22 protein-coding genes are annotated in these 24331 nt (G+C 56.9%); 13 read left to right on the top strand and 9 right to left on the bottom strand.

Translation table 11 applies throughout. The annotated features are described in order from the left end of the window. Positions 1 to 179: 179 nt before the first annotated feature. The 9 genes from CEE69_RS09605 (at position 180) to xerC (ending at position 10125) form a co-directional block, all read left to right on the top strand. Complete coding sequence (locus CEE69_RS09605) at positions 180 to 2510, top strand: phage tail tape measure protein (protein WP_099260443.1); 2331 nt, start codon at positions 180 to 182, stop codon at positions 2508 to 2510. Beyond that, on the top strand, positions 2510 to 2746 hold the full coding sequence (locus tag CEE69_RS09600; protein ID WP_099260442.1) for a hypothetical protein: 237 nt from the start codon (positions 2510 to 2512) through the stop codon (positions 2744 to 2746). Before CEE69_RS09605 ends, CEE69_RS09600 begins: the two co-directional genes overlap by 1 nt. Beyond that, positions 2743 to 3021, top strand: a complete 279-nt coding sequence (locus tag CEE69_RS09595; RefSeq protein WP_099260441.1) for a hypothetical protein — start codon at positions 2743 to 2745, stop codon at positions 3019 to 3021. Before CEE69_RS09600 ends, CEE69_RS09595 begins: the two co-directional genes overlap by 4 nt. Positions 3022 to 3546: 525 nt before the next feature. Continuing rightward, a complete protein-coding gene (locus CEE69_RS09590; RefSeq protein WP_143549188.1) occupies positions 3547 to 5028 on the top strand; it encodes a tyrosine-type recombinase/integrase in 1482 nt (493 codons plus the stop codon). Then, on the top strand, positions 5025 to 5942 hold the full coding sequence (locus tag CEE69_RS09585) for a hypothetical protein (protein ID WP_099260439.1): 918 nt from the start codon (positions 5025 to 5027) through the stop codon (positions 5940 to 5942). Before CEE69_RS09590 ends, CEE69_RS09585 begins: the two co-directional genes overlap by 4 nt. Continuing rightward, complete coding sequence (locus tag CEE69_RS09580; protein ID WP_099260438.1) at positions 5939 to 7144, top strand: helix-turn-helix domain-containing protein; 1206 nt, start codon at positions 5939 to 5941, stop codon at positions 7142 to 7144. Before CEE69_RS09585 ends, CEE69_RS09580 begins: the two co-directional genes overlap by 4 nt. 431 nt (positions 7145 to 7575) lie before the next feature. Beyond that, complete coding sequence (locus CEE69_RS09575) at positions 7576 to 8877, top strand: hypothetical protein (RefSeq protein ID WP_099260437.1); 1302 nt, start codon at positions 7576 to 7578, stop codon at positions 8875 to 8877. 71 nt (positions 8878 to 8948) lie between these two features. Then, positions 8949 to 9194 carry a hypothetical protein gene (locus CEE69_RS09570; protein ID WP_233215081.1) on the top strand — a complete coding sequence of 82 codons (246 nt, stop codon included), beginning with the start codon at positions 8949 to 8951 and terminating at the stop codon, positions 9192 to 9194. 28 nt (positions 9195 to 9222) lie between these two features. Further along, the gene (gene xerC, locus CEE69_RS09565) at positions 9223 to 10125 is read left to right on the top strand and encodes a tyrosine recombinase XerC (protein ID WP_099260435.1); all 903 of its coding nucleotides are present in this window, start codon (positions 9223 to 9225) and stop codon (positions 10123 to 10125) included. A gap of 36 nt (positions 10126 to 10161) precedes the next feature. Here the strand turns inward: xerC and rpiB are convergent, their stop codons facing one another. The 4 genes from rpiB to CEE69_RS09545 form a co-directional block, all read right to left on the bottom strand. Beyond that, entirely contained in the window at positions 10162 to 10635 is a 474-nt protein-coding gene (rpiB, locus tag CEE69_RS09560) for a ribose 5-phosphate isomerase B (RefSeq protein ID WP_099260434.1), read from the bottom strand. 361 nt (positions 10636 to 10996) lie between these two features. Further along, the gene (locus CEE69_RS09555; RefSeq protein ID WP_099260433.1) at positions 10997 to 12025 is read right to left on the bottom strand and encodes an AAA family ATPase; all 1029 of its coding nucleotides are present in this window, start codon (positions 12023 to 12025) and stop codon (positions 10997 to 10999) included. 10 nt (positions 12026 to 12035) lie between these two features. Continuing rightward, a complete protein-coding gene (locus tag CEE69_RS09550; RefSeq protein ID WP_099260432.1) occupies positions 12036 to 12968 on the bottom strand; it encodes a lipase family protein in 933 nt (310 codons plus the stop codon). A 211-nt stretch (positions 12969 to 13179) separates the two neighbouring features. Beyond that, positions 13180 to 14319 (bottom strand): glycosyltransferase, encoded by a 1140-nt coding sequence (locus CEE69_RS09545; protein ID WP_099260431.1) that lies wholly within the window; start codon positions 14317 to 14319, stop codon positions 13180 to 13182. 249 nt (positions 14320 to 14568) lie between these two features. Between CEE69_RS09545 and CEE69_RS09535 the strand changes: the two genes are divergently transcribed. Next, complete coding sequence (locus tag CEE69_RS09535) at positions 14569 to 15135, top strand: hypothetical protein (protein WP_099260429.1); 567 nt, start codon at positions 14569 to 14571, stop codon at positions 15133 to 15135. Between the two features lie 35 nt (positions 15136 to 15170). On the opposite strand, the gene argF is transcribed toward CEE69_RS09535, so the two are convergent. From argF to CEE69_RS09510, 5 genes are all read right to left on the bottom strand, one after another. Then, on the bottom strand, positions 15171 to 16109 hold the full coding sequence (gene argF, locus CEE69_RS09530; RefSeq protein WP_099260428.1) for an ornithine carbamoyltransferase: 939 nt from the start codon (positions 16107 to 16109) through the stop codon (positions 15171 to 15173). Further along, positions 16109 to 17572 (bottom strand): aminotransferase class III-fold pyridoxal phosphate-dependent enzyme, encoded by a 1464-nt coding sequence (locus CEE69_RS09525; RefSeq protein ID WP_099260427.1) that lies wholly within the window; start codon positions 17570 to 17572, stop codon positions 16109 to 16111. Before CEE69_RS09525 ends, argF begins: the two co-directional genes overlap by 1 nt. Beyond that, positions 17569 to 18432, bottom strand: coding sequence for an acetylglutamate kinase (argB, locus tag CEE69_RS09520; RefSeq protein ID WP_099260426.1), 864 nt, complete (start codon positions 18430 to 18432; stop codon positions 17569 to 17571). Before argB ends, CEE69_RS09525 begins: the two co-directional genes overlap by 4 nt. Positions 18433 to 18601: 169 nt before the next feature. Beyond that, positions 18602 to 19975: an NTP/NDP exchange transporter gene (locus CEE69_RS09515; RefSeq protein WP_099260425.1), complete on the bottom strand. Its 1374-nt coding sequence runs from the start codon at positions 19973 to 19975 to the stop codon at positions 18602 to 18604. Then, entirely contained in the window at positions 19972 to 20658 is a 687-nt protein-coding gene (locus CEE69_RS09510; RefSeq protein WP_233215080.1) for a hypothetical protein, read from the bottom strand. Before CEE69_RS09510 ends, CEE69_RS09515 begins: the two co-directional genes overlap by 4 nt. Before the next feature lie 133 nt (positions 20659 to 20791). Between CEE69_RS09510 and CEE69_RS09505 the strand changes: the two genes are divergently transcribed. From CEE69_RS09505 to CEE69_RS09495, 3 genes are read left to right on the top strand one after another with little or no spacing between them, the layout of a single operon-like run. Continuing rightward, positions 20792 to 21793, top strand: coding sequence for a sugar ABC transporter substrate-binding protein (locus CEE69_RS09505; protein WP_233215079.1), 1002 nt, complete (start codon positions 20792 to 20794; stop codon positions 21791 to 21793). After that, positions 21790 to 23358, top strand: a complete 1569-nt coding sequence (locus CEE69_RS09500) for a sugar ABC transporter ATP-binding protein (RefSeq protein ID WP_099260423.1) — start codon at positions 21790 to 21792, stop codon at positions 23356 to 23358. The genes CEE69_RS09505 and CEE69_RS09500 overlap by 4 nt, the downstream gene beginning before the upstream one ends. Next, positions 23355 to 24311 (top strand): ABC transporter permease, encoded by a 957-nt coding sequence (locus tag CEE69_RS09495; protein WP_099260422.1) that lies wholly within the window; start codon positions 23355 to 23357, stop codon positions 24309 to 24311. Before CEE69_RS09500 ends, CEE69_RS09495 begins: the two co-directional genes overlap by 4 nt. The last annotated feature ends 20 nt before the right edge of the window (positions 24312 to 24331 follow it).

The following is a 24331-nucleotide window of genomic DNA, read 5'->3' as shown; positions in this document are numbered from 1 at the left end:
ACAACTCACAAACGCTTAATCGTCGCCATCGCCCCCGCTATCCGGCATCGGGGCAACAGATGGGCGTTGTCGATGGGGATCGGTCTGACCTCGGTCGGTCCCCTGAAAACGGCGTGGCCCGCCGGGTGAAACTGGCCCGGCGGGCTTTTCAAATCCTTCTATAAGAATGATCAACCGACATGGCACGTGACATCAACATCAAGATCGGCGCGACCGACACGGCTTCGGCGGTGTTCGCAAAGGTCGCGAAGAACCTCAACAAAATGAACACCGGCTTGGATAAAGTCGGGACGTCGTTTCAAAGCATGGGGTCATTCTCAGGCGCGGCAGGCAGACGACTTGCCGCGGCGGGCGGTGCGATCACCGGTGCGTTTGCGATTGCCACCCGAACGTTTGCACGGTTCGATGATTCGATGGCCGCAGTCAGTGCCAAGAGCGGCGCGACCGGTGAAAGCCTGATGGGGCTGCGTGACCTGGCGAAAGAGCTTGGCAGCACAACCAAGTTTTCGGCCAGCGAAGCAGCGTCGGGGATGGAGTTTCTCGCCCAAGCCGGTTTCAAGACCGAGCAAATCATGTCAGCGATCGGTCCCGCGCTGTCGCTCGCCACGGCTGGTGGGGTGGAACTGAATGAAGCCGCCGACATCGCATCGAATGTTGCCGCCGGTTTCGGCTTGTCCGCTGACGAGTTCGGGCGGGTTGCAGACGTGATGGCCCGCGCGGCAACGTCAGCAAACACTGACATTCTGATGATGGGTGAAACGTTCAACCAATCGGCATCGATCGCAAAGACGGCAGGCCAGTCGATCGAGGAAACCGCCGCGGCTTTGGGCTTGCTGGCGAACAGTGGCGTGCAAGCGTCATCGGCGGGTACCGACATCAAGAACGTCTTGTCACGTCTCGCAGAAGGTGACGTTCAAAAGCAGATGGAAGCCTTGGGCGTGACGGTGAAGGACACCAGCGGAGAGTTCCGCCCAATGCTCGACATCATGCGGGACTTCGGCAAGCAAACCCAGAACATGGCGGGCCCCGACAAGCTCGCCCTGTCCATGGAGTTGTTCGGCAAGATCAGCGGCAAGTCCGCTTTGATCCTTTCGGATGCAGGCAACGAAGTGGACTCGATGCGGCTCAAGATGGTGGACGCCACAGTCACCGCCGACACCATGGCCGCGACCATGCAATCCGGGCTTGGTGGACTTGGCACGACGATCATGTCGTCGCTCGAGGGCGCAGCCATTGCGATTGGTGAATCCATCAAAGAACCGTTGATGGTGGCGGGCAAGGCCTTCGTGGGATTCACACGCGCCTCAACGGACTGGATCCAGAACAACCCGTCACTGGTTGCCGGGTTGGGTGCAGCGGCGTTCGCCATCACTGGCGTCGGGATCGCGGCGATTGGTGCATCCGGTGCCCTGATGTTTGCCGGAGCGACGATTGCCGGATTGCAAACGATTGTTGGCATCGCATCGGCTGGGATCACGGCCGCCCTTTCACCTATCATCGCGCCCATCGTCGGCATCGCCGTTGCGGGCGTCGGCTTGGGCGTGGTGTTTGGCGTGATGGCTTACAAGAGCGGTTTGTTGTCCGATGCGTTGGAAGAGACCACAGGAATCTTGCGTAGCCTGATGAGCGTTGCGAAACAAACGTTCGAAGGGATCACGAACGCGATCAGCGCGGGTAACTGGGGATTGGCTGCAAGCGTCGGGATGGCTGGCGTCAAGGTTGCTGTCGCAACTGGTTTAGAGGGCATCTATCACGCATTCGTGAAGCTGTCGCCGAAGCTTGCCGCAACGGTCAAAAAGTTCTTCGTGTGGTGGGTGGGTGCAGCATTTGAGGCAGCCAAAACGGTGGTGAAGATCATCACCAATCCAGCCGCCGCCGCTGCCGAAGCATTCAAGTTCCTAGCGGGTGACTCGCTAACGTTCGACATCAAGGTCCCCGAGTTCGGGAAAATGCTTCGCGAACAAAGGATTGCAGCCCAAAAGGAATTGAACGCACTCACCAAAGAGGCCAGCGAAGCCGCTTTGTTGAAACAGTCGGAGAACCCCGAAGGTAAGTCGATCGGTGAGAACTGGCTCAAAGGGGTGACCGACAAAGTTGGTGAACTGCCAGCGTTGATCGGTTCCACTCTTGGCGGTGGAGGTGGCATCGAAAAAGACGTTGCCGCGATGGCCAGCAAACTGGGTGCTGGATTCAACGAAACCTTCACTGACCAAATGAAAGGCATCGGAGGCAACTTCCCCAGCTTCAAACTCGGCGATCGAGACCAACCAATCTCGCAGCTCGGACGCTCCAAGAGCATCGAGATTCAAGCGACACAAGGCCGCTTGCTGACCGGCGGTGTCGCGAATAGCGAAAGCGAACTTCGGGCATCGGAAGCGAACCAGCGGAAACAGCAGCTCGCCAAAAACAATTCGTTGTTGGAACGTTCCAATGCTGCGTTGGACATCATCGCCAAACACATCACGAAACCTGATCCAAATAAACCGTTTGAATTGAAGGTGATCACATAATGGGAGTCTGGGAAAAATCAGCAGAAGCGTACGAGGATAACGCCAACACGTGCCGGAGCATCGCCGACGGCATGGTAGCCGGGATTGAATTCATCGCCGACATGTCGCCGCACAACCAAGAGCGAATCGTCAGACTTCATGAGGAGGGAGAGCAGTACGCGCGGGCGTTGGCTCGGATCTTCACATCGATGGCCGCGATCCACTTGTCTGAATCCGAAGTAGAGGATGACTGTTGAACGATTCAGACGAGACCGCCATCTACAACCCAAGCCCCGAGGAAATCGCCGCGGCGTGTGCGTGGATCCAATCGACTTGGTCCGACGATGATCACATCAAACGCCGACGATGCCGGCCGAAAGTATTCGATTGCGATCCCGAACAGATTCGCCGCGATGCACTGGCAAAGCTCGAAACCCGACTGACCAAGAACGAAGGGACCGTGGTGGTTGAAGACACATCACGCCGTGGCGAGGCGGTCCCGTTCGAGATGGAACCGTTGGCGTTGGGATGAATTTTGGAATTCGCTTGACACGGCAAACCAGATTCGGCAAAGTGTTGTCGTCGTTTGAGGGTAACAGCGAAAACGACTTGACCGCGGTGGTTCTCTAAAAAGCCGCGGTGACCAGTTGCAAGTATCACGTCTCAATTCAAGAGAATGACCAAGGCCAGTATTTCGGGAACAATCGAAGCGTTGATCTGCGCAGGCAGGGAGTGACGAGAAGTTCGGCGCGGTGTGATACCCGTGCTTGTTAACCGGGATGCTGGCCTTGGTCATTTAGCAAACGTCGAGTTTGCGAAAGGCTTTTCCAATGGCCAAGAAGTACCCCACCCCAGAACCCAACCCGCAGATGGTTCGCATGGGGTTTGTCCACGAGAACGTTGTTTGTGATTCGTTCGGCTATTCGTGGTCTACATGGGAGCGAGAGTTCCGGACCAAGTTCCCAGGGCGGATAACGCCAACAGGGCGATGGTTCCACGAGGATCAAGTCGTTGAGTGGTTCAAGTCCACAGCCAAGACAAGCAGCGAGGTGACGGAATGAACATCGACCCGAAAACAATAGAACCGACGCTTCGGAATCTCGACTCGTTCAGCATGGATGAGCAAGGCCAGTTGAGCTACCGCAAGAAGCGAGGCGGTGGGAACAAACGCCTTGGCTTAAGGATTGAGGAGATGTTCTTGGAAATCGTTCAGAGGCCCATGACGCTGTCCGACATCTCCCCCGAGGTGGCCGTGATGATCATCATGCGGTTGAAACGTCAAAACGCTCGAGGTCATACCGTTGGGCTTTGGTTTGAATGGTTCAAAGACAGGAACCAAGTCGCGTTTGTGCTCGGATGGGCCGAGCAGCACGACTTTTCGCAAGTTCGCGCCGGTACAAAAACTGATTGGACTCAGAACCGGCAGAACGTAGCGATGCCCGATGCGTTGCCGGTCAAGAAGTGCGACCGTTCCACAGAACAGAGCCTCACACTGAACGCGTTTCTTGATGATGAGTACATCCCGGCGAGACTGGTTGGCAAAAGCCCCAACACCATCCGCCTGTACCGCAACACTATCCGATCTTTCACCAAGTGGCTCGGAAGGGAACCAGTTGTCGGCGACCTGAACACCAAGACGGTTTCCGGCTACCTGCAATGGTTGATTGAAAACACCCAGTTGAGCCCGCACACCATCGAGAAAGAACGCACCGAGCTGACTGCGTTTTGGAACTTTGCAGCCCGCCGCGGTTGGTTGCCTGACTTCCCCGACATCTCACCAATCAACTGCCCGAAGCGTGTTCCCGATGCGTGGAGCGACGAGCAGCTTGTCGCGTTGATGAAGGCTTGCGAGGCCGACCGCGGCAACATTGGCAAAGTGCCTGCATCAAGTTTCTGGCCTGCCCTGGTGAGCATTATCTACGACACCGGGGAACGAATCGGGGCCGTGTTGGAACTGACGTTCGATGACATCGGCGAAGGCGGTTGGTTGATCGTCCGCGGCGAACACCGGAAAGGGGGAAAATCGGACAAGGGGTTCAAGCTTCGCCCGGAGACCGTGAAGCGAATCGAGGCCATCCGCCAGTACCAGAAGACCGGGCGAATCTTTGAATGGCCATACGCGAGAACATTCATCTGGAAGAAGTTCGGGGAGTGCATCGAAGATGCCGGTTTGCCGTCGAATCGTCGGACCAAGTTCCACAAGATCCGCCGATCCGCCGCAAGCGACTTTGAAGCCGCCGGAGGAAACGCCACAGCGTTGCTCGGGCATTCGGATCGGCGAACCACCGAGGCGTATTTGGATCCCCGAGTCATCAAAGAGATCCACCCGGCCGACATCGTGCCAGGGATTGGCCAGAAGGGGACAAAATTAAGTTGCCAAGATGGCAACTTAACTGAACGAACAGCGGACGAAGTCGCCGGCGAATCACCCCGCACTTCTGGGCAGATTGACCAGAAGTCCAACCAGATCGACACCGATTCGATGGTTGATCAATTCCGAGCGTTCTTGGAACAGCAAGGCAAAGGGGGTGCATCATGATCCCAGTCAGCCCGCACCTAAACGACTGGTTGAGCCGGCAGAAGGTTTGGCCGATTCGCACTCTGTTGGATTGCGTTCACAACATCCCGCACGAGTCAGTTGACGCATTCGCCAGGTCACTTTTCACGCAAACGTTTGTGTTCGTGAGGGATTCCACCTCGGGGGCTCACTTCCAACTTTGCGGGCCGATTCTTGACGAGGCGTTCGTTGCGTCATCGGAATCGGACTACCTTTCGTTCGCCACGATCGAAGTGGAGCTCGGCACCCGAGAGCAGTACGCCATCGAGGAAATCGCCAGGCGCGTTTGGTCCGAGGTCTACACACCGCTTTCGCACTTCGGTTGCGTTGCCGATGGAATTGACCACGGCAACATCAACCAAAACGACGCGGCAACGTTGAACGCCATCGAGTCATTGTCAGAGCTCGAGGAATGCGATTCACGGTTGACCGTGGTGGTGGCCGCGGCTCGCATCGACAAAGCATTGATGGAGATGGTGGAACTGTACTGCCGCGACTTGAAGCGAATGCCGTCTAAGTTCATGACGCGAACCAAGGCGGCACAGCGGGAAGGCCTGATTGATGACCGATTGCTTTCGTTTGCGTCCAAGCTGCGAACGCTTCGGAATCAGATCGTGCATGCAGACACCCGGCAAGGTTGCATGGTGTCGGGCCGATTGGCTCGCCAGACGGAACAGCTTTGCCAATTGTCCGCAGTGGTTCCCGTGTGGGGGCCGTGTTCGACAATGGACCCACAAAGGACGTTCCACCGTCGAATCTATGCCGCGATGCTTTCGGGCGTGCTGGCGTTTGAGCTGACGTTCTTCGATGACGCAGAAAACGTCCGCACGAAGTCTTTCGAATTGGTCCGCGACTACGTGTTCGACCGCCCCGTGATTGCGAGGGTGGAAGAATGATTGAACAGCAAACCAGAGGCGAACAGCTCGCAGCGTTGCGGAAGATCAAGCTGGACACGTTCAAGCACAAAGGCCGCAAGGTGTCGGGAGCGATCCAGAAAGCGACCCTGCGTGCAATCGATGATCACCAAGGCCGGGGCGATTGCTTCGCGTCTCAGTCCACGTTGGCCGATGAGGTCGGATGCGGAACCACCGCGATCGGCTTGGCCATCGCCGCGCTGATTGCCCAAGACTTGATCACGGCTGACCGTCCGCATCGGATGGCACCGAACCGGCATAGGGTGGTTTGGGGTTCCGTGTTTCGGTTGGTTGGATCAAGTCATCAAGTTGAGGACTTGATTGAGACCGCCAACCACCGAGACCCGCCCAGCGTGTCACGTTCCCCGCACAGCGTGGATCAGTCACCCGCCCTGCGTGTTTCCAGTGAGCCGCCCAGCGTGTCTCAGAGGCCCGCACAGCGGCTGCAAAACGCCCCATCAATCGCAACTTCAAACGCCCCCACCAATCGCCCTGACAACGAAGCGGAGGTGGTGTTGGTGGGCGAGCTTTATCGATGGGGCTTAAAGTCAGCCGCGGTTGCCGTTGCGGTCGCAACCCATCGAGGTTGGTCGATCGAGTTCATTCGTGAATTGTTCATCGAGGCCGGAGGCAATCGGGATCCCCAGCGATGGGAACCGGGGCAGCTTGCCAATTGGCTAACCGGCAAGACGCCGCCGCCGTTCGATGAGCACGAAGCCGCCCAGCGGGCCGCCGCTCGAATCGATGGACCCGCCAAGCGTGAAGCCAACGAGATCCGCGATTCCGTCCGGCGCGATGGGCAGTCCCGTGGCGTTGCCGAGTTCATCATCGAGGGGCTGACGTTCCGCAAATTGACCGCGGTTGACCTGGATCGTTTCGCCACCGATGCGGAGCGAGCCGCCGCGGTGCGTTTGGATGAGCTTGATCGAGAGCGGAGCGAAAAACCGTCTCACAGCGTCAACGCTCGCAGCGGTTCAGCACCGAGCGTGATTGATGAGCCACAGAACCGAGAACGTGCGTCAGTGGGTCGCACAGGACGCCAAACGAAAGACGCGGGAAATCAGACCCATGCCCGCACGCAAAATCGCGGATTGTTCCAGCGGATCCCATCGGGCAACCGTGGGACCAGAGCGTTTGATCGGAAGCGTGCGGAGCTGGTGGAGGCGTTGGGTGGTGGCTCGTGAGCGACCAGTCCCAAAAAGGGTATACCCTTTTTTTGAGGGATTAACGCGACCAAACGGGGTTTCACGCAAAAGCGAAAGTGGTGTTTCTTTTATAGGGAAACGTGCGTTTTGCGGGGTAGCGTGGGAGGCTGCTTTCAGTTTTCAAGACTAGAGCCTTCGTCCACTCGGCCACCCATCCGGAACGGGGATTTTAGCAGGCCGCCGCGACTTCGCCCAGACGAGAAGCGACTCGGGAGCGTGAGCAGTGCGGCCTTTTTTGAGGTGTCGATGTTGGCCTCGCCGGATGCCGCCGCTTCCTGGTTCGGAGCTGGCGTGGCGGAGCGACGTGCCCGACAATTCGTTTCAGGAGAAAGAGCGAAATTCTTCGGATTGGGGTGAAGAATCCGGGGGCGGTGGGCCGATGAGGGTTGTGGGGGTGGAGACATTGCGCGATGACCGAGGGGTCGATCGTGAAACACATGGCTCGCCAAATGACATTCTTGCTCGCGTCCGCTTGGACTCGCACCACGATGGTGTGGGTGTGTCTGAGCGTTTCGCTGTTGAGTGGCTGCACGCTGGTTCCGGAAACGCGTCAGCGAGACACGCTGCACAATCCCTTCCCGCAGATGAAGCGGGTTGCGGTGCTGCCTTTCTACAACCAAAGCCACCAGCCCAACGTGGATGGCGAGGCGGTCGCCCGGTCGTATTACGCCGCACTGCAGGCGATTCCCGGGTTTGAAGTGTTGCCGGTGGGCGTCACCTCGACTCAGTATCGGGCTTACTCGATGCAGTACGGTGAACCTCGTGTTGGGGCGGACTTTCAGCGTCTCGCCCAAATGATGGATGTCGAAGCGATCGTGGTCGGCTCGGTCACTGATTTCGAAGCTTACTACCCACCGCGAATGGGGATGACCGTTCACTGGTACGCTGCCAACGAAGGGTTTCACGCGATTCCTCCCGGCTATGGTTTGCCCTGGGGAACGGAGGCGGAGGAAAAGATCCCGGCCCGGATCGTTCGCGAAGCGGAATTCGAATTGGCTCGCAGCCAGCTAAAAACACAAACGCCGCAACGTTCGCCTGAAGCTTCACCGGTCGAGCAGGCGACGGAAGAAGTCACCACGCCCGATCCCGAGTTCGCTGGTGCCAATCCACTGCGAGAAGAAACAGACCCTTTCGATGAAGAGAAGCCAGCGAGTGAGAAGGTCGCCGCGGGAGTCGTTCGTTTGGTTGACCATCATTCGTATCAAGCCGAAGTGGCTCAGCATCAGGTGGTCAGTCCCATCATGGCTCCATCGATCCATGATGGAGACGTCGTTTGGGAAGAGGGCTCAGGTTGGGAAGGCGACGTGATCGTTGATGGAAACGTCGTGGATGCCAACGGCATGATGTTCGAAGAAGTGTGCGGATCCGAGCCCTTTGCCAGCGTCGCTCCTCTGCCCCCGGCATGGCCTGATCCGACGGATTTGATTCCTGATCCACCAGCGATGGCACCTCCGGCCATGATCGTTCAGCACGATCCCGTGATTTCGCACACGCGGTTGTATCGCGGTGACGACCCATACTTCACCCAGCGTTTGGCAGACTACGTTGAGACGGGGGATGATGCACGTGGGATGGCTTGGCAGGGTTATATCAAACGTAGCGATGATTTCATTCGTTTCTGTTGTCACTTGCACATCGTCGAAATGTTGGAGTCGCGTGGTGGTCGTGACCAAAGCGACCTCATACTTCGATGGCCTGTGAGCCGATACTGAGCAGCATCGCGGGAAACTCCCAGCGGAAGTTTCTCCGGTCCCGCGACATTCGCACTCAGGACGATCAAACGATGGAAAAGGAAGTCAACGTGTTAGCCTTGGTCAAAGGCGAAGAACGTTTCATCTTCTTGTTCGACGACGAGAACCGCGACGAGACCCTGCGTCAGTTGGCTCGTTTTGCTGCCAACCCTGAGTTGGACTTCTCGTGGTATGACGCCGCGATGCTGTCTCGCAAGATTCGCGACACGGTTGTGGTGGACGACGAAGTGTCGGCCAGCTCCGAATTTGATTCGCTTTCCATTGATGACTTTGTTTGATTCTTTCCGCCAGCAGTGAGCATCGGTTTTGCGAACGGCCATCACCCAATTTCTGCAGCACATGGCGACCGAACGCAATGCGTCTGAACTGACGATCAAAGCGTATCGGGAAGACTTGTTCGCTTTCGCGGAATGGATTGGGCAGACGGAAGCGGGACGAATTCAACTGGATTCGCTGACGCCGCAGCAGTTACGTCAGTTCCAAGCGGCACTTCAGCAAGCCGGCTACGCTCGCAGCACGATCTCGCGAAAATTGGCTTCGCTTCGGAGCTTTTTTAAGTTCGCGATGCGAGAAGGAATGGCGAGCAGCAATCCGGCCAAGCCACTGCGGAATCCACGAAGCAACCGCAAGTTGCCTCATGTTCTGACCAGCGATGAAGTCGGGCGGCTGTTGGTGGCTCCGCCCGCGATCAGCGAATCGGGACTTCGTGACCGAGCGATCTTGGAAACGATGTACTCGTCAGGGCTGCGTGTCAGCGAGTTGGTCGGTTTGCGAGATGGTGACCTGGATTTCTCGCAAGGCATCACACGGGTTCGCGGGAAGGGACGCAAGGAACGGATCAGCCCGCTGGGTTCCTATGCGATCAAAGCTATCCAAGCTTACGCCGGTCGTCGCAGTCGATCGCCCGAGTCAGAAAAGCTTGGCCGCGCAGCACCCATTTTTGTCAATCGATTTGGCAACATCCTGACGACTCGCAGCGTTGGTCGGATGCTGGAGAAGTACATCGCGAAAGCAGAGTTGGACGCTCGGACGAGCCCGCACACTTTGCGGCATTCGTTCGCAACTCACTTGCTGGACCGTGGCGCGGACATTCGTAGCGTGCAAGAACTGCTGGGGCACAAGTCACTGACAACGACCCAGATCTACACGCACGTCAGTGCAGCGAATCTGCGTCAAGTCTACGAGAAGGCTCACCCTCGATCGGCGTGACCTGCAGGGATGCAGGTCAGTTTCGGCGTGCCCGTCTCAGTCGCACTCAAGAGCCAGGATTTTGTCGAGCCGACGTTGGTGGCGTTCTTCGGGAGTGTAGTTGGCTCCCAAGAACGACGAGATGATCTCGAACGCCAGTTCACTTCCGATGATACGGCCGCCAATGCACAGCACGTTCATATCGTCGTGCTCGACGCCTTGGCGTGCGGAATAGGTGTCGTGACAAATCGCGGCGCGGATGCCGGTGATCTTGTTCGCCGCGACACTGACACCGACGCCACTGCCGCAAATCAAAAGACCGCGGTCTGCTTCGCCGTTGTTGATTCGCTCGGCGACTTCGACTGCAAAATCGGGGTAGTCGCAGGAGGTTTCGTCATCGGTTCCGCAATCGATCAGGCTGCTGACCTGAGATCCAAAACGCTCGACAACGAGCTGTTTCAGAGCGAAACCGGCATGGTCGCCACCAACAGCCAGGCGAATGGGCGAGACGGAATCCGCATTTTGCGACATAGGACCAAATACCGACGAAAGAACGAGCCAAAAAGGAGATGCCAAGAAGACACCACAAGATAGTCGTTTGGCGTCGATTCGTAACCGGGGCTTGGGTCCAGGTGGGAAATGGCGGACGGGGTGATTGCAAATTGCGAAATGGACATTGCAAATTGGCAATTGTGGATCGGTGGAAATCTCGCGGCTTGGTAGACCTGAATCACTTTGCAATTTGCATTGAGAAATTTGCACTTTGCAATTCCCCACCGCACCTGCACGACGGCCCCTCCGGGGCGACCGTTTGTGTTTGGGCATGGTTCTCGGGGCTTCCGCGCCGAGCTAATGACGACGGCCCCGTCCGGGGCAATGTTTAGCAAGCCGTCTAAATGAGATCGTCGTCGTCCTCATCTTCTCGGTCGGGATGCAACGGATCGTCGGCATCAAAGAACAGATCCGCCAGACCCAGTGGAACGGCATCGCCACCGAGCGTGCGTTTGCGGCGTTCTGCGAGTGATTCCAGATCGACTGCTTCGTCGCCGAGGCACTTTTCGAGAGCTTCTTGCCAAGCGACATCGTGAGCGACCGGGTGCGAAGGATTTTGCTTCATCCGTTTGATCGCAAACCGCAGCAGGTTGATACCGTCACGAGGTGAAAAATCGAGTTTCAGTTCGTGCGATCGTTGCAAGAAGTCGACCGTCAGAGCGAGCATTTCTGGTTCGGCGAACGGCAGGTGGTACTGCAGGATCGCCATCTCGTCTTGTTTGTTGGGAAAACCAACCTGCAGGGTTGGTTGCAGACGACTGAGGATGTAGTCGGGAATTTCAAACGTCGACTCGTCTTGGTTCATCGTCACGGCTGATCGGAATTCGGCCGAGGCTGGGATCGTGATGCCGGCAACAATGGATTCGACATAGCGGCGACTGTCGAAGAGCGGAGCAAGCGATGCCCACGACTTTTCGTTCATCCGGTTGCCTTCATCCAAGATGCAAACGCCGCCGGTGATCATGGCACTGACCAACGGCGAGGCGTGGTAAGCGATCTCGCCACCGCGGCTGAGCACGGGAGTGATCAGCAGGTCTTCGGGACGGGTGTCGGCGGTGCACTGGTAGATGTAGAGCGGCAAGCCCTGGCGTTTGGTCGCCGCGATGGCGAGTTGAGTCTTGCCAACTCCCGGCGAACCGATCAAACGAGGAGTGAGCGGGAGATCCGATTCATCGACGGTCAACCAGCAAGCCAACAATTGCATCAGCAATTCGTTTTGGCCAATCCAGTCACTCGCGGCGTCGTAGGGATGGGCGAGTTTGAGTTCGACGCCGCCAATTTGGACGACTTCCGGTTCACGTGCGAAGCGGTCGGAAGCGGATGCTTGCGAGGGGCGATCTTCGGATGGATTCGGCGAAGGCGAATTCATGGAGTGTCCGTCAGGGGGCTTCGGTTTTGGGAGCTTGTTTCGTCAAGTCTGAAGCATCGACGGCGCTTTCGCCACGCCCCATTGCATCGTGTTCTTTTCGAACGGCTTCCAAGATGGGATCGATGTAATTGTGCAGCGGGTGGTCGCTGAAATGATCCACCCTGAAACGCCTCAGCCCACGCAAGAAGCCGTGCCAGCGGTCGCGACGTTTTCGGATCAGTCCGAGATGGCCAATTCGTCCATTGCGGTTGATATAGACTTCGGTGCCGCAGTGCCGATAACCCATCCAGGCGGGTGGGACTCGAGTGACAACGTCGTTGTTGTTGACGTAACGGTAATGCGGCAGTTCGACGTAATTGATATAGCGTTTGTCGCCGACTCGCGGGCTGCCATAAGAAAATAGTCCTCGCGGCACCGACTTGATATGAGACAGATAGCACCGACCGGCACAGATGGTGGCCATCGCACCACCGAGTGAATGACCGCAAAACCAAACGGGTTGCTCGTTTCCGACCAACGCGGTTTCCAACATCGGCCAAAGGTCGTCGACCTCGGTCTTGAAGCCTCGGTGAACCTTCCCGGCTGTTTCAGCCAAGACCGATGCAGCGTTGGCATCCGCTCGGATATCGTTCCATTCGTTGGGTTCGGTTCCGCGACAGGCGATCACACAATCGTGATCGTTGCGAAAGCGATAGGCTTGTGAACCATCGTGGTCAAAAAACGTGACGTCGGGGAAACCAACCATGGCGGCCGCGACGGTGGCTTCTCGCTCATCGTTGTAAGCGATCATTGCCAATTCTGCGAAAAGCAATGACTTCTGCAGAAACGTCATGTCCTCGATTGAGCCTTTGACGTCGCTGTGCACGACGACGGGGACTTCGTTGGGATCCTGGACAACGCCCGCGATGGGTTTCAGTTCCAACGCATCAGATGGTTCGCTCATCTGAATAACTCCATTTCGAATGAGAAGATCAGCGTCCACATTGTGCCATACCCGTCGGCAAAGAGGGATAGGCGAGTGCGATGCAGGCGGGCCAGACGCGCACTTTTCGCGGTGAATTCACAAACCCGAACAAGCGAACCGGTGCAAAACGCGAGTCGAATCGACGGCGCTGTCGCGAGCCTGATTCCTGTGGTCAAGTCACGTCCGCCATTCAGCCTCGTGGTTGACGCTCGCAAGCGTTTTGCAAGCACGCTTCATAGGCATCGACCATCGCGGACCACCCGAATCGTTCCGTGACCTCTGCTGCATGAGTCTCGAGACGCCGACGAAGATCGGGCGACGTCAGGCAATGATGAAGGCCGTCACGAAGTGCTGCGTTTTCGTTGGCGACCAACCAACCGTTGCGTCCGTGATCGATCACATCTCGGACCGCTCCACCCGCGTCGACGGTCAAGACAGCGGTGGAGCAAGCCATCGCCTCAAGCAACGCGGAAGGGAACCCTTCATAGCGACTGGGCAGCACAAACCAATCCGCGGATTGATAGGCGGGCCAGATCGGACGAGTCCAGCCAGGGAAGTGGACTCGTGATTCGATCTTGAGTTCGCGAGCGAGTGACTCGAGCGAATTTCGCTGGCTGCCTTCGCCGTGAATCGTGAGTTCCCATTCCGGTGCAGCGTCTGGTAAGTCGGCAAGGCAGCGAATCAGTCGGTCAAATCCCTTTTCATGTTCGAGCCTGCCGACGGCCACGAGTTGCTGCGTCCGTTGTTCGGCATCAAGTTCGGCTTTCGTGTCTGCTATGTCGGTCGTTCCCGTTCGCACGAGTTCATCCTGCGATGGGGCTTCAACAGCCGACGGAATGACGAGCGTGTGACAACGAGTGCGAGCCTGCAGTGTGCCCGCAACGTCTCCGCTCAGGCATACGACTTGGTAAGCCTTCGGGTACAGGTGTCGCCGGAGGAGTTCTCGAGTGCGGCCGAGTGATTGATGCTTGGGGTCGCTTCGTTCGCTGACGACGACTGGAACACCGAGTCCACGGGTGGCGAGCAACGTCAGCCAGTTGGTGGCATCGCAAAACGAAAGGACAATGTCGAAGTTGCCAGAGCTGATCGCTGACCTCAGGTGTCGAATTCGGGTCCAAAGGGAGACTGTCCGATGAGGCGTCGACAGGACGTCGATGGCTTGCCGCGAAACGCTTGAGTCGACCTCGTGACGATCGTGGCTTCCGTCGTCCAGGGTGATCAGCGTGACGGAGTGGGCGCGGTTTGCCAGACGCGAGGCGAGGCCGGCCATCACTCGTTCGGCACCACCCCCATCGAGCGAATGGATCACGCAGGCGATTTTCATTTTCATGGGCGAGCTCGGCGTGATTTGGAATCGGATGAAGACAACTTAGTGAACGTTTATCTCACAAAGTGATGAAACGACGTCGTGCGGGAAAATTCCTCTTTGGATTCAAGGAATTATTCGGCTGCGGGTTGGTTGTTTGGATTGCAACGGTTGGCCGGGTGACTACGGTGGAACATGCACGGGGGTGTTCACGATCGACATTTGCCAAATGATCCAATCACACCTCATTCAATGAGAGAAAGCGAGCCAGCTATGTTGTCTCAAAAATCTGCCTTTTCGCGAGGTTCGAGTCGCTTGAAGCGATCGATCCAACGCCTTTTCTTGGGTTTGGCCGTTCTCGCTGGATGCGTGGCCTGCTGCGAAGAAGCCTCTGCGCAATCGCCTTACGCGTTTGGGTTCCAACCTTACGGTTTCTACCAGCCCTATGGATCGGTGTATCGATCCAGCATTCCGAACCCGCCGTATTTCGCGACCAATCCACCGGTTTACTACGGCACGCGTCACTACCGACCGTATGGTGTCAGCCCGTTTGCTTCGCCACCGGTTGTCAGTCCCGGAGCGGGTTATCGCAGCCAAGCGGCGCCGATGAACCAGCGACGCGGGTATGTCGGTCCTGTCTCGAATCCGTACATCTGCAAGGCAGGTGAGTCTTCGCCACACTTGGTGACGAAGGCCAAAACGGTCGCAACCCAGTCGAGCGAAGCGGAAACCGATTCGAACGTCGCCGCCACGTTGGTTTCCGGTTCGGCCGATTTCACTCCCGGTCAGGTTCAAACCAACCCGTTCGTGTCGACCGATTTGCAATTCGCAAAACGCTGAATCATGGGATGCTTGTTGAGCAGCATCCTGGTTGATCAGACGCTGATGTTTTCTGTGATCCATTCGGGGCGCAGAAGCTGAATCATCAGAGCTTTTTGGGCGTGCATTCGATTGCCTGCCTGCTCGATCACGTCGCTCTGTGGACCATCCATGACAGCGTCGGTGATCTCCTCGCCTCGCACGGCGGGCAAGCAATGCAGTACGCGAGCGGTCTTCGGGGCCGCTTCGAGCAACTGTTCATTGACTTGGAAATCTTTGAAAGCGGCGCGTCGAGCGATCGACTCCGCTTCCTGTCCCATGCTGGTCCACACGTCGGTGTAGATCGCATCAGCAGTTTGGACCGCGGCGATCGGATCGGCCGTTTGATTCATTTTCGCGTTGGGAAATTTCTCGGTGATACGATCGAGCCATGGTTGGTCGAGTTCGTAGCCGTCCGGGCGAGCAAGCGTGAACTGGATATCCAGCATCGCACAAGCGAGTGCGAGTGAACGTGAAACGTTGTTGCCATCACCGACGAAGACCATATGGCGACCTTTGACTTCGCCAAAGTTTTCCAGCAGCGTCAGCACATCCGCGATCGCTTGGCAGGGGTGGCAAAGATCGGTGAGGCTGTTGATGATCGGAACGGCATTGTATTCCGCGAGTTGTTCAACACGCTGATGCGATTTCGCACGACACGCTACCGCATCGACGAATTGACCGAGCACACGTGTGAAGTCCGACGGTGATTCGCGTTTTCCCCAGCCGACATCGTCACCCAAGAAAAGGCTGCTGCCACCGAGGTGGTTCATGCCTGTTTCAAAGCTGACTCGGGTTCGCAAACTTGGTTTTTCAAACAACAACGCCAGCGTGTAGCGTTCCAAGATTGCGGGCCGTTCGCCCTGTTTCAATTTGGCTTTGAGTGTTTGTGCGGTTGCCAGAATCTGATGCAACTCGTGCGGGGTCAGATCAAAGAGCGTGAGCAAGTGTCGCATCAAAGTTTCTCCGTTTCCTCGTTGGATTCGAACTCGTCCAGTTCGTTGATTTCCAGTTCAGTTTCATCTTGTTCGGTTTGGTCTTCGTCGTCCTCGCCGCCGCCTTCATCCTCGTCGTCAATCTCGTCTTCATCTTCTAAGTCGTCATCGGCTGATTCGTCGAGTTCGTCCTCTTCGAATGCATCTTCCGCTTCTGGTTCGTCGACGTCGGATTCTTCGTCTGTTTCATCGGGGGCATGTTCGTCATCGGGGTCATATGCGTCATCGGCATCGTTCTCGGACGCGATGTCGCTGGGAACTTCTGCCTCATCCGCGTTGGTTGCCGAGTCGGACGCAGGCTGCGCTAATTCCTGATTACCTTCCAACCCCGCCAGGACCGCATCGATTCGGTCAATCAAGATCGATCGTTGTTCGTCTGTTATCAGCAAAGGAGGCTGAAAGAGCACGGAATGTTCGCTGCACTGATGTGCAACGAGTTGTTCCGTTTTGGCTTGTTGGCTCCAAGCCTGTGACTCGACGTCCAACTCCAGGATCACAGTGTGGCCGCAAGCATGCAGGTCGCGAACGCATCCTCGGGTGGCAATACGTTCCGCCAGGGCGATCGCGAACGCGTCTGCTTCTATTGCTAGAGCGTCAGTTTCGATCAGCGTCGACAGGGCGGAGGAAATCAGGTGTCCGACCAAGTCACTGGACTGAGTTGTATCATCCAAATGAGAGGCCAGTGATTCCGATAGCACCAATAGACCGCCCGGGAGATCGCCGCTCAGTCCAGCGGATAGGATGACAGCGTCGGCCGAGATTCCAGCGACCATTTCATGTGCGAAAAAGTAGCCATTGCCTGCCGCGGGAAAGTCACTGTGATCGACGATCAACCGTGTGCCAGTTTCGTCACAACGTTCTCGGCAGGCGGCCCACCATTCCGCGGTCAACGGTTGGCCTACACCACTGAAGTCGACCGGCGACACCAAAGCAATCGCGGTGGATGAATCAATTCGCTCGACGAAGCGATCGGCAGGAGCGTGAACAAAGCCGGGCAGCAGCGGCCACTCATTGCCTCGCAACGATGGTTTGCCGCTCGCCATTCTCGCGACGATTCCGCGTCCGTGATCGCTGCCAACGAGGCAAAGACACTTCGGCGGCAAAGCAGCGTCACCCGCCGATTCGTCCGCTGCATTTTGTGATTGATAATGCCGACGTGCCGCGACAAGTGCATGTTCCAGTGCTTGGTCACGCGTCGATGTGGGAACGCAGTCCGCTATCGTCGACGCGTCCGCGTTGGTCAGCGTTCGCAGTTGCGCAACGACCGTTGTCCGCAACGCAGCGTCGCCGTGCCATTTCGGTTGATCGGCGAATTGGTGCAATGCGTCTCGGAACGAATTCGCACCGGTTGGCGAAAGACGTCCCGCGATCGCATTGATCCAGTTGTCACCGAGCGGGCCGTCGCCGCTGCCGGACGCGTTCACGGATGGATCTCCGTGCCCACACCGTCGGTCGTGAAAATCTCGAGCAGCAACGAATGTCGCAAACGTCCGTCGATGATGTGAACTTTCTGGACGCCGCGACCCAGCGTTTCCAAGCAAGCTTCGACCTTCGGAATCATGCCGGACTTGATCACGCCATCGGCGATCAACTGGCGAGCTTCGTCGGCGGACAAAGCCGGAATGATTGTTTGGGGATCTTCCGGATCGCGACGCACGCCGTTGACATCCGACAGAAACACGAGTTTATCAGCTCCCAACGACTGAGCGACCGCCATCGCGGCGGTGTCCGCATTGACGTTGTAGAGTTGACCTTTGTCGTCGGTGCACAACGAAGGGATCACGGCGACTTGGTCGGTGTAAGCCAAACTTTCGATCACGTCGCGGTCGACTTCGGTCACTTCACCGACGAAGCCGAGGTCATCGCCTTCGGGATCGATCAGCTTCTTGCCCTTCAGCACGCAAGTCGTTCGGGGCGACAAATTGACAGCACGGCCGCCAAAGCGTTCCATCATCTCGGTCAATTCGACGTTCAGTTCTCCTGCGAGAACTTGCTCGACAACTTCTAGCGACTTCTCATCTGTGACACGGCGGCCACGAATGAAGTGAGCTTCGATGCCCGCTTTGGCCATCGCCTCGGTGATCGCTTTGCCTCCGCCGTGCACCACGACCGGACGCAGGCCGACTGTTTCCATGAAGATCACATCCAGCAGCAAGTGCTGGAGTGCTTCCCGGTCTTCGAGCAAACTGCCGCCGAGTTTGATGACGGTCGTTTTGCCTCGAAATCGGCGGATCCAACCCATCGCTTCGATGAGTGCGTCGGCTTTCGCAATCGCTTGGTCCATGAGCGGCGTGTGTCCCTGTTGGACGGTTAATGGGTGACGAGAGAATTGATTGACGAGAATGATCGACGAAAAAAAGATGCCGGCGAGCGATTGCTGGCCGGCGTGGGCGAATTTCGTCGAAGATTGCTGGGCGGAAACCCGTCAAGTCTACGAATGGCCACGGAGCGGGTCAATCATGGCCGGCCGGTCGCCCGCGTTGCTGCATTTGTGCCTGTTTTCGGCCGATTCGCATCCCCAGCAGCCCAGTCAGGACCGCGAGGGGCAGAAAACCTGCGGCGATCGCGGTCAAACTCAATCCGCTGAATCGGAGCAAACCGAACAGTTGAGCCGACATCACGTCGCCACCTCGGACCACCGCCGTGTCCAGAAAGCCCTTGGCTTGATACAGCGTTCGGCGATCCACGACCGTGTACAAAACCTGAATCCCGGGTGCGAACACCGAGTAACTTGCTGCGCGGTGGACGACCACCAACCCCACGATCCAGTTCAGGCTGGGCCAAAACGCCAGCCCGGCGAATCCGACGACGTAGATCAACGGAAACACGCCCAGGACGATTGCCATCCCAAGACGACGCAGCAATGCAGCGGTCCCGAGCAGTTGAACGGCCAGCGTGAGGCTCAGTACCCAAAGGTTGATCTTGGACATCAAAGCGAATCGATCGGCCTTGTTCAAATTAGCTTCGCGAATGAAGTCGGCTTGTTCGCAGTAGACGGTTGTCGCGCAAGCTTGCAGTGCCAGCATGAACAAGCAGAGTCCTAGGAGGTACGGCGAATTCCAAACCGCACGGATCCCAACCCACATCGAGTGCTTTTCCTTCGGCGGGTCAGCATCATCGGTCGAGGCTAAGTCGTCGGTTGGAGGCAGATCTGCGGTCGTGCCCAGTGCGGGTGTTTCTTCGATCGGATTATCCGATTCATCGTTCGCCTGATTTTGTTTCCTCAGTGCACTCGCGAAAATTCGGCCGCATTGCTGGCACAATTCCAAAGCGACAATGCCCGCGATCAAGACGTAGGAAACATCGGCTTGTTGCGACAGCCAGGATGCAAAGGCGGATCCCGCGATGCCACCGATCGTCCCGCCAGCTGAGATGAAACCGAACAATCGTTTGGCTTGGTCGCTGCGGTAGGCGTCTGTGAAAACGCTCCACATCAACGACACGACAAACAGATTGAAGACGCTCAGCCACACGAAGTAGACGCGTCCGACCCAAGCGGCGATGTTGGGATCGCTGGCTTGCATCGCGATGAAGAACACCAGCAGGTTCAGTTCAAAGAACCGATACACGCGGCTGACCAGTCGCATGCCGCGACCAAGATTGGCGACGGAGGCGTAGATCGGCGACGCGACCAACATTGCAATGAAACTGGCGAGGAACAGCCACGGGATCTCATCACTCCCGCGAGAGAACGCTTCCGCTTCGCGAAGTGGACGGAGTTGGTAGTAGCCGCCCAGCAGGCAAAAGAACCATGCGGTGGACCAAACGAGAAGCTGGATCTCGCCCGGCCGAAAAAATTCGTCTCGCCACTCACGCAGGCGATTCACTCGGCGGTCGCCGGTTGTGGTTCCGGCGTGTCAGAAGAATCGATCGGTGCGACTGCATTCGCGTCGACCGTGTTGATCGATGGCCCGCGAACTTTCACAAAACCGGAGATTCCAACGATGATGGCGGCGAACAAGACAATGACTTTCAGCCATTTTGCTCGGTTCTGACGGATTCCCTCGAAGGCCGCACTGCGACCGACCAAAGCCGAGGCGAGGAAGAAAATGGTGAAGGCGAGCAGCATTTTGACGCCCAGCAAGCCGTGGTACAGACCGTCGCCTTTGTGGTTCGGGATCGCTCGCATGTAGTTGTAGAAACCACTGAGCAAGAACAGCAGGATGCCGCCGTGAATGAAACGCTTCCAGCGACCGGTCACGGCTTGGGCCAGGGTTTGATGGGCCTCGTCGGAAATCAATTTGGCAGACGGCAACAACACGATCAGCATGAACGCTGATCCACCGACCAAGGTGATCGCTGTGCCGACGTGGATGATTCGTGACAGGACATCCAGAGTAAACATGATCGGGCCGATCGGGTGCGAGGTGCGAAGAAACGAATCCGAGCTGAGATTTTTCAGCCAGGGATTCGCAAAGCGATTCGATGAGCCATCAATTTCGTAGTCCGTCGCCAACTGAGCAACCCCACTGCTCGACATGTATCGCTGAGCACCCACTGCCGAATCCACGCCCTCGAAACGGTTTGGTGCCTCATGCCACCTCAATCGATAGACTGGTTATGCTGTCGTCGCTGTGTGGTGCTGCTGCATCACGCCGCTCACCTTCCTGATGCTTCCTTCCCCACCTCCCCGCATCAAACGAATGTTCACTGCAACTAATTTTGCAACCGCCAAACGCGTTGGCTGTTTCACTGCACTCTTGTCACTTTTGGTATCCGGCTGCACGTCATCCAGTTCGACGTCGCAATCAAAGGACGATGGGAACACCAAACCTCGCGTTGCTTTGATCATGAAGTCGTTGGCCAACGAGTTCTTCTCAACAATGGCCAAGGGAGCTGAATCGCATCAGGCCGAGAACGCCGATCAGTACGACTTGGTCGTCAACGGCATCAAGGACGAACGCGATGTCAGCCGGCAAGTCGCATTGGTCGAAGAAATGGTCGCCAGTGGAGTCGACGCGATCGTGATCGCGCCGGCTGATTCAAAGGTCTTGGTGCCTGCGCTACGGCGAGCGATCGAAGCGGGAGTCACAGTCGTTAACATCGACAATCGTTTGGACGCGGAAGTTCTCCAGCAAGAGAACATCTCGGTTCCATTTGTCGGGCCGGACAACATGGCGGGAGCAAAAACGGTGGGAAATTATCTGGCCGCCAATCGTAAAGGAGAGAAGGTTGCGATTTTGGAAGGTATCCGTACGTCGTTCAACGCTCAACAGCGTTTGAAGGGGTTCGAGGCCGCGATGAAAGATGCCGGCATGGAAATTGTGAGCAGCCAATCTGCGGACTGGGAAATGTCTCGAGCCAACACCGTCGCATCGTCGATGCTGAGTGAGCACCCTGAAATTTCAGCGATCTTGGCTGCCAATGATTCGATGGCCCTTGGTGCGATCGCCGCGGTCAAAAGCGCGGGACGTGCCGGCGAAGTTCAGATCGTCGGATTCGACAACATTAGCGCGATCCAACAGGCTATCCAAGACGGCAAGGTCCTGGCCACCGCCGATCAACATGGCGATCAGTTGGCTGTGTTCGGAATCGAAGCGGCGCTGAAGCAACTTGGCAGCGAAAACTCAGAATCGGATTCATCGATCGAAGATGTTGAAACGCCCGTGGATCTGATCACATCCGAGACCCTGGTCAAAGAATGACGGTCGCTCTTTCTGTTCACGGGCTGACGAAACGCTACGGCAAGGTCACGGTGCTCGATGACGTCTCGATCGACTTTCATGCCGGGCATCTGCACGCGTTGCTCGGCGCCAATGGTGCTGGGAAGAGCACGTTGTGCAAGATCATCAGCGGTTTGGTCTCGGCATCAGCAGGGCAAATGTCTCTGGGCGGCGGCGACTATCAGCCTGTCAGCAAACAGGATGCGGAGGCCTGTGGAGTTCAAATTGTTCAACAAGAATTAAATTTGATCGAAACGCTGTCGGTCGCCGAGAACCTTCGGCTGGCGTCTCTTCCCAATCGGTGGGGCGTTTTGCGAATGAGCGAGCTGCATCGTTCCGCACGCGAAATATTGGATCGGTTTGGTTTGCCCGATGTCGACACGCACACGATCGTTGGCAGTTTGGGTGTTGGCAAACAACAGATGGTCGAAATTGCGGCGGCGCTGGCCCGTGACGCTCGCGTGTTGATTTTAGATGAGCCAACTGCGGCCCTTTCCGGAAGTGAATCCGAAGAGTTGTTTTCGCATCTCACCCGCATGCGTGAACAAGGCGTCGCGATTATCTACATCTCGCACCGACTCGAAGAAGTTCAGCAGTTGTCCGATGAAGTCAGCGTGCTGCGCGACGGTCGGCTCGTTACCACAGAACCCATCGCAAACATCAATCGTGAAAAGATGGTTGCTTGGATGAGTTCCGAGGAAGAAGCGGACGACGATTCCAGACAGCCAGCGGCCAGCTTTGTCAGTCATCGTCGAGAAGAGGTGGGATTGTCGGTTCAGGGAATCTCATGTGGGATGGTCAACAACGTTTCGTTCGATGTTCGTCGAGGAGAACGTTTGGGAATCGCTGGATTGGTGGGTTCCGGAAGAACGGAAATGCTGCGAGCAATTTTTGGTGCCGACGTGGCTGATTCGGGGCACGTGTCGCTGTCCGGTGGCGAGGCAGTTCGCTTCACCCATCCCAGTCAGGCCGTCGAAGCTGGTTTCGCGATGGTGACCGAAGATCGGAAGCAGAACGGGTTGCTGCTGACTCAGCCGATCCGAGCCAACACCTCGCTGGCCGCGCTTGCCACCAAATTTTCCGCCAAGGGATGGATTCGGCAAACAGCGGAGGCTGAATCAGCCAGTGCGATCCACGCGTCGTTGGAAACTCGATGCCAATCGTTGGAACAACTTGTCAGCACACTCAGCGGCGGCAACCAACAAAAGGTCGCGGTGGCCAAATGGCTGACTCGCGGTGCCGAGGTCTACCTCTTCGATGAACCGTCACGCGGGATCGATGTGGCCGCTCGCGGAAAACTGTACGAACTGTTTGAGGAATTGGCCAAACAAGGCAAGACGATCGTGATTGTGAGCAGTGATTTGGAAGAGTTGTTTGAAACGTGCGATGCGATCGCTGTCATGTCCGCCGGCAAAATGGTGACGACGTTCGAGCGAGAGAACTTCAGCGAGGATTCGATCTTGGAAGCGTCGTTTGCGGGACAGGAGTCGAAGTCGCCCGCTGGAGCATCAGACGATCAATGGAAGAATCAGGAGGTGGCACCATGAGTCGCCTGAAAGACTTCCTCAAGCAGATTGCACCGCATGTGGGATTGGTGGCAGTGTTGTTGGTGCTGGTCGCGGTTTTTTCGATGCTCAGCAACAACTTCTTTCAAATGTCGACCCTGGTTTCGATCGCGAATCAGGTGCCCGACCTGACGTTCTTGGTCGTCGGGATGACTTTGGTGCTGATTATCGGTGGAATTGACTTGTCGGTCGGGTCGCTGTTGGCGGTTTCATCGGCGGTGCTGGGTGTCTTGATGGCCAATTACGATTGGTCGATCTGGGCGGCTCTTCCGGTTGCAGTGTTGGTTGCATCGATCGGCGGAGGATTGAACGGAGCGATTTCGATTGGCTTTGGCATTCCATCGTTCATCGTCACGCTTGGAATGCTCGAGATTGCTCGCGGAGCAACCAAGGTGGTGACGGACTCGCAATCGATTTACATAGGCAGTCGGATTGAATGGTTTGGCCAACCATTGCCCGGAGCGTTTGTTTCGCCGGCGTTCATGACCGCGATCGGAACTGTCATTCTGGGGCAGCTTTTTTTGACTCGCACGGTTTGGGGGCGGTACTGCATCGCGATCGGTACCAATTCTGAAGCGGTTCGGATGTCAGGGATTCGATCGGCACCGTTGTGCATCGCGATTTTCGCGATCAGCGGCATGATGTGCGGCTTGGCGGGGTTGGCTCAAACTTCCCGGTTGTCGACCGCGGACCCGAATGCGGCGATCGGGATTGAATTGGCGGCGATTGCGGCCTGCGTGATCGGAGGGACCAGTTTGATGGGCGGCCGCGGGAACGTGGTGCGATCCTTCATCGGTGTGTTGATCATTCAGGTCTTGCAGACCGGTTTGGCTCAGGTTGGTGTGTCCGACGCCAGCAAACAAATCATCACCGGTGTGGTGATCGTGGTTGCTGTGTTGATCGACGCGCTGAGGACGCGGTGGGGCAAGACATAGATGGTTGGTGATTCATCTCG

The organism is Rhodopirellula bahusiensis (genome assembly GCF_002727185.1).
GTDB classification, from domain to species: domain Bacteria; phylum Planctomycetota; class Planctomycetia; order Pirellulales; family Pirellulaceae; genus Rhodopirellula; species Rhodopirellula bahusiensis.
This window is presented reverse-complemented; position numbering and strand designations above follow the sequence as displayed.